The organism is Fodinibius saliphilus, assembly GCF_005869845.1.
Taxonomy (GTDB): domain Bacteria; phylum Bacteroidota; class Rhodothermia; order Balneolales; family Balneolaceae; genus Fodinibius; species Fodinibius saliphilus.
Map to the genome: position 1 here is coordinate 33727 of NZ_VAWF01000005.1, position 13532 is coordinate 47258.

Consider the following 13532-nt stretch of genomic DNA (forward strand, 5'->3'; position numbering starts at 1 on the left):
TTAACTTTTATCATCTTTGAGATTCTCAATGCTTTCAAATAATAATCGTTTTGCCTCTTTATAGGCTTTTAGTCTGCCGAAGTGAATTAACCCTAGATATGTAATAATCCCCGTCAGTACCTGTATTACTAGTACTGAAAAAAGAGTCCAGGTCGACGGTATCACCAATCCAACGCCATACACAATAACGGCCATAGTAATACTGTAGAAAAAAACACCGGCAACATTAGTTATAAATTCAGTAAATGTCATGTCAATGATATTTCCTACTATTGTAATTGCAGGGTACCAAACAATATAACTTCGGATAGCATAGGCAGCTGCAACTCCTATAACGCCCCATTTAAGGCCGATAACAAAAGCTAAAATGGTTACAATACTTACTACAATATTCCATTTAAACTGAACATCCGTTTTATTTTGGGACTGAAATATCCATCCGGAAGTAGAACCCATCGGTTGCTTTATCCCAACAAAGCATAGTATCTGCAATACCGGTACTACCTCTTCCCATTGAGAACCAAAAACAGAAATAACAAAAGGCTCGGCCACTACAAATAACCCACACATCATTGGCATACTAATGAGCGCAATAATTCTGTTGGCCTGCAGATATATTCGTTTAACCCGTTGGATATCATCCTGGATCTTTGACAAAGCCGGAAACATTACTTGTTGTAGTACATTTGTAACTTGGCTAATGGGAAGCAGCATGGTACTGTAGGCCCTGGTATAGATTCCCAGCCCTGCTGAACCCACGAAACGCCCGATAAGCAAATCATCGGCACTACGCGACCAGTAGTTGATTATTTTGAACCCCAACAGGTTAGAACTGAATTTAAGAAGGTCTTTAACCGCCTTCCCGTCATATATCCATTTCGGACGCCACGGGCTAAGTACCCAAAGCAACACAGAATTAGACCCTACTGTGATAAGACTTTGCCAAGCTAAACTCCAAACTCCAAAACCCGTTAACGCCATACCCACTGCAATACCGCCACTTATCACCTGTGTTGAAATTTGTACGATTGTCAATTTTTTAAAGTTCATCTTTCGCTGCAGCAATGACTGCTGTACTGTGTTCAATGAACCGATAAAAAACTGTAGTGCTATAAAACGGGTGAGATTAACCAGTGCAGGCTCTCCATAGAAATCGGCAACAAGCGATGCCGATGCTCCAACAATCAGGGTCAAGAACGTTCCAATCAGCACATTTATCCAAAAAATGGAGGACAAATGACGCTCTTCAATATTTTTTTTCTGGATGAGGGCCGCCCCAAAACCGGCATCACTAAATAACTCAACGAATCCGGTAATAACGATAATCATCCCTATCAAACCGAAAGCCTCGGGCGTCAATAACCTGGTGAGAAGGACTATAACACCAAAACGAATAAGCTGTTGCACCACGCGTGCCGTAGCAGTCCAACTAACTCCGGATAGTGTTTTTTCTTTAAGAGCCATTAATAATAGAACTCAAACTATGAATTGAATGAAATATTCTCATTTTTTATAACTAATTGTATCTGCAAAAGTAGTCTCAGATGTATGAGAGTTATGAATTTCAGATAACATTTCAGCCCGTTTTTTTCTCCCCTCTTCTTTGTAATACAATCTCAGATTGATCTTTTTATAGATTTCATTATAAATTTTGTACAGCAAATATCGGAGTTTCCCTACTTTGAAAGTATTGGACGTATATGTTATTGGATATCCCAGATTTGATAAAATATCAGCTGTTAATGACTCAAAAATCCTTGTCTCTTTTGGGGACAATTGTTTCAAAAATTTACCCTTGTTATCTGACATCACCGGTTTCGATAGGTTCTCCCAAAAGTTTGATTTTTCAGCCTCTTTAACAGCACTCCTGCTCTCATGAAAATAAAGCATTGCTTCCTCAAAAGAGATTCCTACAAATGTACAGATCTCCTCTAACACCGATTGGGGATTTTCTATAAGATCTTCGTACCGTACCAATTTAACCGACCCTTTATTGATAAGTTCTTGGTACACCTGCAAACACTTTTGTTGCTCTTGCTTCCACTCTTCAGCAATAAAATATACGTGCTGATCGTGTGTTGCTACTTTTTTTATTGAACAAGCCACATCTCGCCCATCACGACATAAATAAATAAACTTTGCATCCGGGACCACTTCTAAAATTTGGAATGCGTGATTAAATAGCTTGTTTTCCTTACATACCCACCCTTCTGCTCCTTCTCTTTGAGAGTAAAGGGTGTATAATGTGTTAATAATACCACTAACATTGGGGGTATGACATTGATCTAATACTTCTTGGACAGTAAATTGGTATTTCCATTCCAAATGTGAACCGGGCACTTGGGTCATACGAATTGCTTGCTCCACTAACTTCCTGAACTGCTCCTGATCGTTAAGAGGACCGTAATTAGCAGCGACCTTCATCAGATGTCTCCACATATGCGGGGGCGGCGGAGCAGCCAGAATAGAATGCATTCCCAACATTTTTCTCAGCAAATTACTACCGCTGCGTTCCGAAGACATAATAAATATCGGTTTCATATCAACTCTCTAGCTTTGCGATCATTTCAATGAGATCCTCCTCTTCAGCTGATTGTGCCTCATTGACAGATATTGGAAATGATTCCTTGCCCAAGGTATCTTTTTTCTCCAAAGAAAATTTGGCTGCTATTTTAGCAATTTCTGATTCTGGAGCTGAGCAGAACTGTTTGTATGATAGGCGATATTTTCTCTGGGTTTGAATACGACCTAAATCCTTATTGAGTTTTTCGCGAAGCCCTATAAGCTGTCGGGCAATCTGTTCTGCAGGTGCTAAACCTTCCAATTCTCGCCAATTAGGTGGTCTTACTGACCACCATTGAGCAATATCACCCATATTTTGTTTGCGGCTTCTAATCAATGAAACTCCTGCATCCTTTAACTCACGATCGATTACAATAAAGTTAGATTGCGGAAAAATCTTGGATATTGCATCTATTCGCAAAATGTTTTTTACATTTTTATTGATAAAGGGTACTCCCTTAAAAAGCTGTTCTATTTTGGCAATGGTGCCGCTGATAATATCCTCATCTTTTGCACTTACATCTTTATACGCTATGTAATCTCGGTATCCCCAAAATTGGGCCCAGAAATCGCCCCCCTCGTGCGGGGCATTTGGGCCCGGGATATTTCCATAGCTATTTGAAAAATCAGAATGATATATACCAAATAAAGCCAAACGTATGCTCGTGTTTAATGCTGTAGCATGAGGCAACCGGTCGGTACCATTCATAAAATAGGCCACTTTAAGACGATGTGCCATGTATTGGTATAGAAGTGTTGTTCCAGACCTGGGCAGTCCCAAAATAAAAATGGGAGGGTATTGGGGCTTCCCGACAGAGCTGACCATAAAGGTCTCTATCGGTGCCAGTAGTTTATTTGCAATTTTCTGTATCATTAATCTTTTTCATTCCTGGACGCTATATCGACTTTACTTTCTTTACTGCCTTTAAAAGCTTGCCGGAGATCACCCCACGCTTTACCGGCCATTTAGAACTCCCAAAGCGACTTTTAAAGTTAGCAACCCCTTCATGTCCTCCACTGGGATTGAAATCGTAAAAACGAAAGCCTTTTTCAATACCATCTTTCATTATTTCTGGGTGCAACACATTATTAGCTCGATAATCAAAATACTTCTTGTATGATGCTCCATGCCAGTAATCAATATGGTTATTCCAATAAAAAACAATAGCCCCCGATGCCAATTCACCTTCAACTTCTGCTAACCATAGTTTCACATTTGACGGGTATTGCTTGTTCAGCCGATAACATTCTTCAAAAAAGTCCCAAGAATAGGAACTACTGGCATCAGCCCCCCACCGTTCAAGTGAAGCTTGATACGCCTCAAAATAAGCTTTGTAATCCTTTTTGTTAGCACTAGTACGTACTGAAACCCCCATATCAAGACCTTTATTCATACTACTCCGATGGCCCCTGGAAAACCCTTCCAATACCTTTTCAAAACTTTGGTCAAGAGATATAATTTGAGTAAAATCGTCCTCGCCCCGATCAAAGGAATTAATCCAGGTATTTGCATTCCAGTGACTCCGCAAGGGGTTATCGGTAAGATATACCTCGCCAGTTCGCAACTCTTGAATCGTCTTATATAGGATTGTCACCTCTTCATCTTTAAGTTCCCCATCTGCAATAATACCTCCGTAGCATCCTGCAAAAGAAGATTCATAGTTTCTGAGAATTCCCATTGTTGACTGACTTGTTTGAACAAGCGGAAGTATTGCTTTTGTCCCTCGGTCAGTAATAAGAGCAATAGGACGATTAACCTTATCGCTATATACTTTTTCAATAAGGGTGTGCCAAAGTGGAGAATGAAAAAAGGTTGCATATGGACACGCTTCAGCAACTTTACGCCAAAGAGAATGATCTGCATTCTTTATAATCTTCATACACTATGTTATTCACTACTAATATTAAATCAAAAACTGTCTCAAATATCTACATGTTAACTACCAACCCAACATTTACTATCTATTGTTAAAGCAGTTGGTCAATTACATCTGATATTTTCTTAAAGTAAGCCTCCCCGACATTTAAATCTGGATAGAGTGGCAAACGAATCAACCGATTACTATACTGCTGCGTTAATGTTAAAGATTGTTCAGCCCCAATATTAGATTCATAAAATGGAGAACTATGCAAAGGAACATAATGAAATGTCGCGGGTATCCCCACATCTTTAAAAGCAGCAATCAACTCACTTTGTTGATCCTCATCTTCTGCTAAGAAATAAAAAATATGGTAATTTGAATCACAGCTGTTCGGTATTACAGGCAACTGTAAGTGATTCTTATACGGTCTCAACGTATCCATATATTGCTGCCATATACGCTTACGCTCAGCTTTTATTTGATCACGTTTTTCTAACTGGGCAGCGAGTAATGCCGCTAATATATCTGAAGGAATATAGCTGCTTCCCTCTTTTACCCACGTATATTTATCAACCTCTCCACGAATAAAAGCAGCTCTGTTGGTTCCTTTTTCACGTACTATCTCAGCCTTCTTAGCAATGTCATTGTTGTTGGTAATAAAAGCACCACCTTCTCCACAGGTAATGTTCTTGGTATCATGAAAGCTAAAACAACCAATATCCCCAATAGTACCTAAAGCATTATCTTTGTAGTAGGCATCTACCCCCTGGGCCGCATCTTCTATTACATACAGATCATATTGAGCTGCTATATTCATGATAGCATCCATATCACAACTTACCCCGGCATAATGTACCGGAACAATAGCTCTAGTATTATCGGTAATTTTCTGTTCAATATCAGCTGGATCGATATTCATTGTTTGAGGTAAGATATCCGCAAAAACAGGTTTTGCTCCTCTTAAAATCACGGCATTAGCAGATGATACAAAATTAAATGATGGCATAATTACTTCATCTCCCTCTTCTATCCCCAATACAATCATCGCCATCTCAAGGGCATGCGTACAAGAAGTTGTAAGCAGTACATGATTAACATTTAACCAGTCCTCCATCTCTTCCTGAACACCTTGTGTTTTTGGACCGTCTCCGCGCAAATGCTTTTGTCGCAAAGCATTTATAATAGCTTGTTCTTCCTCTTTTCCTATAAAAGGTTCATTAAAAGGGATATCCATAGTAGGTATTCAATAAACTTATAACAGATAAAAAACTAATTAAAAGCAAATTCAAAGCCTCATGCAATTCAATTCCATATAAATATTATTAACTTCTTTTTTTCTGATTACGGTATTTGTGTATTAAGAATCATTATTAGCCAGCATGTCTAAAAACGTATATTTTAAATATGTGGCTTAAAATATAGATTTCTTAATCACTCTTTTAAGATTATTCAGCGAACCTATGAAAGCAATTAATGTAATACAACAAGAAGACTACAATAGACTGGAGATTGCAGATACCCCTACTCCCCAACCGGCAGAGCATGAACTGCTCATAAAAATTGAAGCTACTGCTGTTAACCGTGCTGATTTACTGCAGCGCACCGGCAACTATCCACCTCCCAAAGGGGCCAGTAAAATATTAGGTCTGGAGATGGCAGGTATTGTTGAAAAAATAGGATCGGCAGTAAAGAATTGGGAAGTCGGAGATAAAATATTTTCGCTGCTCCCGGGCGGTGGATATGCCGAGTTTTGTACCATCCATGAAGATATGGCAATGCCTATTCCAGAGGATCTCTCCTTCGAGGAAGCTGCAGCAATACCAGAAACCTTTTTAACGGCTTTTCAGGCAATCGACTGGCTGGGGAAATTACAACAAGAAGAAACAATTCTTATCCATGCCGCCGGCAGTGGTGTGGGAACTTCTGCAATTCAGCTGGCTCAACATTTGTTTAATGCTCGAATCATCGCCACGGCAGGCAAAGCTCACAAGCTTGAAACAGCTAAAAAGTTGGGTGCCGACTTTGCCTATAATTATAAGAAGCAAAACTACGCCCAGGAAATTATCAGTGATATCGGAGCAGACACGGTTGATCTTGTTATTGACTTTATTGGCAAACCATACTGGCACAAAAATATGGAGATCATCGCCACCGACGGCCGTATTGTTTACCTCTCTTTCCTAGGCGGACATAAAGTTGAAGGAATGAGTCTCATTCCCATCTTAAGAAAGCGATTGTCTATTATGGGATCGACTCTTCGGTCGAGATCACTGGACTATAAAATTGATCTCACTCAGGATTTTAAAGAGCAAACCCTTTCTCTATTTAGTAACCAAACTTTATCTCCTGTTATCGATTCTATGTATGATTGGAGTGAAACAGAACAGGCCCACCAGCGCATGCAGAACAACAAAAATACAGGAAAAATTGTATTGACAGGAATGTAATTCTGTAGCAGTGGCGTATCACAATACGCCTATGCTGCTACGGTCTGTTATATTAATTATCCCATGCACATGATTGGGCATTATCACGCAATTGTTCGGTTCTTAGCCATTCTTGTTTCCCAATTTTGCCATATTTGTTTAAAATCATTATACCATTTTCGATGTGACCAAATAGATGATATCGGTCTGGAACACAAATAGTTGCAAAATAATAGCCGGGCTGCGAGTAGTCATAATTTTCAAGTCTGATAGACTGTCTGTTATGTATGTTTACGAGGATCATACATCATTAGATGTCTGTTTTTATCGGTAGTCATATTAGTATGACCGGTTATATTCTCAATCCTTTCAAAATTGGGTAAGGATTTCTGTAGGCAGAATATTATCTTTGGAGCGAATAATTTTCACAACAGAATTTTTATATATCCATGGCGCAACCGACGTTTAGTACCCATGTTGGAATGGTAGACATTCTACCTGATGAAGTGGGAAAATGGCAAAAGCTGGAACAGATTATCCACGAAGAAGCCAAAAAATTTAACTTCGAGGAGATCCGCACACCCATAATGGAACAAACCGAACTTATTGCACGGGGTGTGGGGCAGCTAACCGATATTGTCTCTAAAGAGATGTTTGCTTTCGAACGCGGTGATGATCAATACGTACTTCGCCCTGAATGTACCGCCCCGGTAGCTCGCTCTTTTGTAGAAAATCACCTTGACCAACGTGGGGGAACCCAAAACCTCTATTATATCGGACCTATGTTCCGCGCCGAGAAGCCCCAAAAGGGACGACAGCGGCAATTTCACCAATTCGGAGCAGAAATTATAGGTGCTGATGATCCCGCTGCTGATGTGGATATTATCGCTTTTATGATGGCAATTTACGATCGCGTAGGAATCAGTAATACTACCCTTAAAATAAATTCTGTTGGCGATCCGGAGAGTCGTAAAGCTTATACCGATGCCCTCAAAGATTATTTTCGTCCCAACCTGGATGAAATGAGTGAGATCTCACAACGTCGCTTTGAAAAAAATCCTCTTCGAATTTTGGATTCGAAGGAGGAAGAAGATCAGCCTTTCATTGAAAACGCTCCGGTAATTACGGACTTTTTAACCGAAGAAACGGCCGAACACTATAAGCAGGTAAAAGAGCTTTTGGATGCCTTGGATATCACCTATGAAGAAGACCCACACCTGGTACGTGGCCTCGACTACTATACCCGCACTGCCTTTGAACTTATTAGTCCTGATCTCGGTGCCCAAGATGCATTAGGTGGTGGTGGTCGTTATGATCTGCTTATTGAAGAAATTGGTGGACAACCAACACCTGCCGTTGGCTTTGCCGCCGGTATGGAGCGGCTGCTTATCGCTTGTGAAGAACTTGACATCAGCCTTCAAGAAGAAGAAATGCTGGATGTATACATTGTAACGCTCGGTGAGGATGCTCGCAAATGGGGACTCCAACATCTTCCCAAGCTTCGAAACGTCGGCCTTTCAGCTTCGATGGATTATATTGGCCGTTCAATGAAAGCCCAGATGAAAGATGCTGATCGTGAAAATGCGCGTCATACTATCATCGTAGGCAGCCATGAGCTCAAAGAAGGCAAGTTTACCCTTCGCGATATGAAAGCAAGTGAAGAAGATGCCTATTCCTTTGAGCAGATTCTCGAAAAATTAACATCCTAATATTATAGCAGTATTCCTGTTTGTAATTTATTTCAGAGTGCTGCATAAATTATTATAGTAGCATGAAAGTGAAATATTACCTCATTGGGATTGCTCTCTTATTAGTTGCCCTATTTGGGTATCATTTTATTGCCGCTTCCCAAGCCGAAGAGATGATCGATAAAACTGTACAGGTAGAAGCTCAAAAAAATGAGCGTATCTCGGTGCAGTATTCTGCAATCGACGTAAATCCTTTCGCAGCCGATGTCACTATTCGTGATCTTACCATCATCCTCGGTGATCATATTGAACGAGCCAATAAGCTGACCTTTGATATCGAATACCTAGACTTTGTGAACATTTACATAGCGGGATTAAGCTACGGCCTTGATCATCTTCAAGAAGCAAAGTTAACAGCCATACGACCCACCTATGTAAATAAAAAAGGACTGCAAGAGATAAAGGCAGATACCTTAGAGGTCACCTATTCTGGAAATGCTCTGGATGGACTACGAAGTGCCATAAATGGTACCCCATTCGCCAGCTCTCAAACGATTGATGCCTATAGCTCGGGAATCATATTTTCACTGCCCAATACCTCTTTTTCGACCATAAAAGCGCAGCAATTTCAATACAGTGGTTCCATTGCCAGGCAGCAGGGTAACTTTTGGACCAAGGGAAATCATCAATTCCGATTAGATTCCCTGGTCTGGACACCACCTGCAAACTTTCAAAAAAGCTATAGCTTCTTCATTAAAGGCTTTGGATACTCAACGGACGCCATCCCCTTTGAATATGCCCAGCTCCACTCCAAACCAACGCAAGAAGCTAATAAGCTACGTATAGAAGGAGCAATAAATTCTAAACTGGCCCTTTTTTCTACCTCTGGGTTTATCATACTTGAGGACCCCCTCTCTCAATCAAAACTTAAGGATATAAAAGTAACAGCCAGTGACTATTCTGACTCTTTTGGTAATGTGTTAGCAAACATCGAGCGATTATTCTCGTTATCTATCCCCAAAACAAACGGGAGTATGAGCCTGCAACTAAGAGGAGCAGTATCAAACCCTTCCGTTGTTAAGAGCAACTAATAACAGTACAATATCATTAGCTACTCTTTCAGACTGTCACCTAAGGGCAAATAAAAAAGGCGGCCCGGAGGCCGCCTTTTCTGATATAATTCTGTTTCAATTTAGATTACGAAACGGCCTCACTTCCTTCAGGCACATCATATGGCTGTTGCGTTTCAGCACCGTAATCAGGCTGTCTGCTTAGTACAAAATAGCCGAGCATACCACTAACGAACGAGCCCAGCAGGATACCAATCTTACTGAACTCCAGGAATTCAGATCCAGCATCAAAAGAGAGGTTCCCAATAAAGAGCGACATGGTAAATCCGATACCGGCCAATAGGGCAACACCATACACTGTTTTCCAGGTTTCTTTATTATCAGCGAGATCAGTAAATCCTAACTTTGTAAGCAGCCATGTAAACCCAAGTATCCCCACCTGTTTACCTACAAAAAGTCCAATTGCTATACCCCATGTAATGGTAGAGGCAAAAGCATGACCAACTACTTCGGGGTCAAAAACGACTCCGGCATTAGCAAATGCAAAAATTGGCATAATCAAAAAGTAAACTGAAAAATGCAGCTTGTGTTCGAGTCGGTGCAAGGGTGATTCTGCATGCGTTACGGTCTCCTCCATATGGTGCAAGGCCTGTTCTTTGGTAACAGGCATGTCATCATCTTCTGCCTGTTTAAATAAGTCGAACCCTTCCTGTGCATATTCTTTAAGTCTTTCAACACTCCATCCCCGGGCTGCAGGAATTGCCAAACCAATTAACACACCTGCAATTGTGGCATGGACACCAGATTTGAGCACGGCCCACCATATTACAAATCCTACTATCATATATGGGGAAATTTTATTCACCCCTCGGTAGTTAAAGAACAGTAAAACGAGAAGTCCAATTGCGGCAATCCCAAGGGCTACCATACTGATAGACTCTGTATAAAATATTGCGATAACCAGTACTGCAATTAGATCATCAACTACAGCGATAGCCGTAACAAATACTTTGGCCCAGACCGGAACTCGAGTCCCCAGTAAAGCAACAACACCAATTACAAATGCAATATCCGTTGCCATGGGAATAGCCCAACCATTCATCATGGAGGCAGAACCAGCATTAAATCCCCAGTAGATTAACGCCGGTAAGGCTGCGCCACCGACAGCTGCAACAGCAGGTAGTAGTGCTGATTGTACTGATGACAACTCACCATACTTCATTTCCCGTTTTATCTCCAGGCCAACGAGCAAGAAGAAGATGGCCATCAAACCATCATTAATCCAGTGGTGTACTGATTTGTCAATATCAAGGTCCCCCACCCCCAATTGAATATGCATCTCAAGAAAGTGGTGGTAGATGTCATAGAGTGGACTGTTTGCTACAATGAGTGCAAGAATGGTTGTAAAAAGAAGCATCATTCCTGCCGCTGAATCTTTTTTAAAAAACTCTGCGATTTTGCCTTTAATACCGTTACTGTCTTCTGTCACTTTCCTAGCTTTTTAGATTAATAACTTTCTGTCAATACTTATTGTCGGTGAAATTCCTAAAATATTAAACCTATATTTACAATAGCTAAATGTCTGTAATCTGACCTATAATTAAAAGTTTATCTTGGCTATATAACATCTTTTATGATTTCCTTACTCCTTGTTTTAAAACAAGCCAGATATAAGTCAAAAAATGCATTCTGCCTATTTTTTTAGGGCCGTTATTTCTGTTATATCTTCGGCCTCACCAATTATAGACAGCTGGTCACCTTCTCTAATAACAGTATTGCCATGAGGTATTTTGATATCACCGTCTCTTCGTATAAGCGTTATCAAACTTTCTCCCGGCAATTGAATTTCCTTTATTTCTTTGCCTATCATATCTTCGGTTTTAGTGCCGGAACGGATAATGATATTAACAAAACGTTCGTTTCTGAGTAATACTTCTCGTAGCTCGGCCTCATCTCTTGCACTAACCCAGCGCTCCAAGAAATCATCATTATCAAGAATTTCAGCAGTATGAGCTAAAAAACGAAGATGTTGGGTAGATCGTTTCTTTGGGCTAACTAAAAAGAAGATGGCATACAACTTCTTACTTTCCTGGGCATTATCTTTGACAAGAGAATCATAGTTCTGATTGTCAACAGTAAGTCCGTCTTTAACCCGTACAATAACCAGTTCAGGATCAGTATCAACTTCTAGTTGGGTATGGTTTAAGGCAGCTCCTTCGCCAAGAGGGATGGCTCCAAAATTACTGACGGAATCAAACGTTTCATGCAGCTTTTTTTCACTAATCCCGGCTTTATCTGCCAAAATGGAACAGGCTCTATCTACAATATCCTGGTAATTGGTATCGCGATCTTTCACATCACATACAGCTGCCCGACTTACCACAAATTCATAAGGGTCCTCATCTCGAAGTCCCTTTTCTTGCATAATATGGCGCATTTCACGTTCAAGCCCAGTATCTTTATACTCAGCCAAGCGCTCAGTAACGTGATAAATTGCCCCTTGTCGCTCAATTTTACCATAGGCATAGTAGTAGTACCAAGCAATTGATAAGATAATTATACCTGTTGTAAACAGGATGGACAGAATACCCATTTCCATAATTAGCAACCCGGAAGTCAGCATTCCTATCATTTGTAACCACGGATAAAAAGGCGATTTAAAGCCAGGGTCATACTCCTCAATTTTGCTTTCGCGCATCACAATTATAGCAAAGTTAAGCAGACCAAATAATAAGAGTTTAAATGCACTTGCCAGCTTGGCTACCTCTTTGACATTAAAAACGAGAAGCAGAAATATCATCATCGCTGTAGTGACCAAAATGGACGTAACAGGCGTGTCGAACTTGCCTATTTCTGCGAATTTGGAATGCACAAGCTTATCTCGAGCCATTGCCAATGGGAATCTGGAGGCCGACATGATACCAGCGTTTCCAGTAGAAGCAAAGGCTGCAATTGCTGCAATAACCACCAAAATCAAACCTGTATCACCCGGCAGCCAATGCATAAAAACATCACCTGCGGTAGCCACAGGAGTTAGGTCGTTAATAAACTCATTCGGATCAAGTACGGACGTCATTAAATATACACCCGCTACATACACCACAATAGCAGTGGTAATAGAGAAAAACATTCCGCGGGGTATATCTCGATCAGGATCTTCAACCTCCTCAGCTACACTTACAACTTTCGTAAGACCCGCATAAGAGACAAAAACCATCCCCACGGTAGCAAAAAACCCTTGCGCGCCCCCCTTAAAGAAAGGAGTAAACTGTTCCCGATGAACATCCAAAATATCCATAGAAAACAGGTGTGCAAACCCCTGCACCAAATAAAACGCCATTACCGATAATAGGGTGATAACCAATATATTTTGCAATCTGCTGGTTTCTTTTGCTCCAAAAATATTCAGTGCTCCAAAAGCCAGAGTCAAAGTTATTGCAACCGGTGTAATAGGTACATCAAAAAACAGAGATATATAAGCTCCCATCCCAATGAGGGCAAAAGCGCTTTTAAAAACGAGAGAGAGCCAAGACCCAAATCCACCAATACTACCCATCAGGGGGCCCAATGTTCTATCTATGATATAATAGGTACCTCCAGCCCGGGGAAAAGCTGTCCCAAGCTCAGCCTTACTGAGCATAGTTGGAATAATTAACACTCCCGAAACTAGATAAGCTAAAAATACGGATGGGCCTGTTTCACTTGCCGCAATCCCGGGTAAAAGGAAGAGCCCAGAACTAAACATAGCTCCTGTAGCAATTGCAAAGACATCAAAGGCTCCAAGTTGCTTTTTTAATTTATTTGAATCCTTAAGCATTAAGAAAAATTTCAGGGTTTAAGTTAAATCGAACTGTTTAGAGTGGCGAAACAGCCTTATAAGATTTAATTAATTAGAATATGGATATTTGTTTTTGTCATCCGGCT

General features: G+C 40.6%; 11 protein-coding genes. 3 read left to right on the top strand and 8 right to left on the bottom strand.

What is annotated here, in order from left to right; genetic code table 11:
• The 5 genes from FCN14_RS14995 to rffA form a co-directional block, all read right to left on the bottom strand.
• Nucleotides 1–1464, bottom strand: a complete 1464-nt coding sequence (locus FCN14_RS14995) for an MOP flippase family protein (protein WP_138432119.1) — start codon at nt 1462–1464, stop codon at nt 1–3.
• Nucleotides 1465–1503: 39 nt separating this feature from the next.
• Entirely contained in the window at nt 1504–2541 is a 1038-nt protein-coding gene (locus FCN14_RS15000) for a sulfotransferase family protein (protein ID WP_138432120.1), read from the bottom strand.
• A gap of 1 nt (nt 2542) precedes the next feature.
• Nucleotides 2543–3436, bottom strand: a complete 894-nt coding sequence (locus tag FCN14_RS15005) for a sulfotransferase family protein (protein WP_138432121.1) — start codon at nt 3434–3436, stop codon at nt 2543–2545.
• A 22-nt stretch (nt 3437–3458) separates the two neighbouring features.
• Nucleotides 3459–4442: a lipid II:glycine glycyltransferase FemX gene (locus FCN14_RS15010; protein ID WP_138432122.1), complete on the bottom strand. Its 984-nt coding sequence runs from the start codon at nt 4440–4442 to the stop codon at nt 3459–3461.
• 88 nt (nt 4443–4530) lie between these two features.
• On the bottom strand, nt 4531–5658 hold the full coding sequence (gene rffA / locus FCN14_RS15015) for a dTDP-4-amino-4,6-dideoxygalactose transaminase (RefSeq protein ID WP_138432123.1): 1128 nt from the start codon (nt 5656–5658) through the stop codon (nt 4531–4533).
• A gap of 226 nt (nt 5659–5884) precedes the next feature.
• Between rffA and FCN14_RS15020 the strand changes: the two genes are divergently transcribed.
• Nucleotides 5885–6871 carry an NAD(P)H-quinone oxidoreductase gene (locus FCN14_RS15020; RefSeq protein WP_138432124.1) on the top strand — a complete coding sequence of 329 codons (987 nt, stop codon included), beginning with the start codon at nt 5885–5887 and terminating at the stop codon, nt 6869–6871.
• 52 nt (nt 6872–6923) lie between these two features.
• Here the strand turns inward: FCN14_RS15020 and FCN14_RS15920 are convergent, their stop codons facing one another.
• Nucleotides 6924–7154 carry a hypothetical protein gene (locus tag FCN14_RS15920; RefSeq protein WP_138432125.1) on the bottom strand — a complete coding sequence of 77 codons (231 nt, stop codon included), beginning with the start codon at nt 7152–7154 and terminating at the stop codon, nt 6924–6926.
• A gap of 145 nt (nt 7155–7299) precedes the next feature.
• Between FCN14_RS15920 and hisS the strand changes: the two genes are divergently transcribed.
• Complete coding sequence (gene hisS, locus FCN14_RS15030) at nt 7300–8559, top strand: histidine--tRNA ligase (RefSeq protein WP_138432126.1); 1260 nt, start codon at nt 7300–7302, stop codon at nt 8557–8559.
• A gap of 62 nt (nt 8560–8621) precedes the next feature.
• Nucleotides 8622–9629, top strand: coding sequence for a hypothetical protein (locus FCN14_RS15035; protein WP_138432127.1), 1008 nt, complete (start codon nt 8622–8624; stop codon nt 9627–9629).
• Nucleotides 9630–9735: 106 nt separating this feature from the next.
• On the opposite strand, the gene nhaA is transcribed toward FCN14_RS15035, so the two are convergent.
• Together nhaA and FCN14_RS15045 are read right to left on the bottom strand one after the other, a co-directional pair.
• Entirely contained in the window at nt 9736–11097 is a 1362-nt protein-coding gene (nhaA, locus tag FCN14_RS15040) for a Na+/H+ antiporter NhaA (RefSeq protein ID WP_138432128.1), read from the bottom strand.
• 204 nt (nt 11098–11301) lie between these two features.
• Complete coding sequence (locus FCN14_RS15045) at nt 11302–13425, bottom strand: amino acid permease (RefSeq protein WP_138432129.1); 2124 nt, start codon at nt 13423–13425, stop codon at nt 11302–11304.
• Nucleotides 13426–13532: the final 107 nt, after the last annotated feature.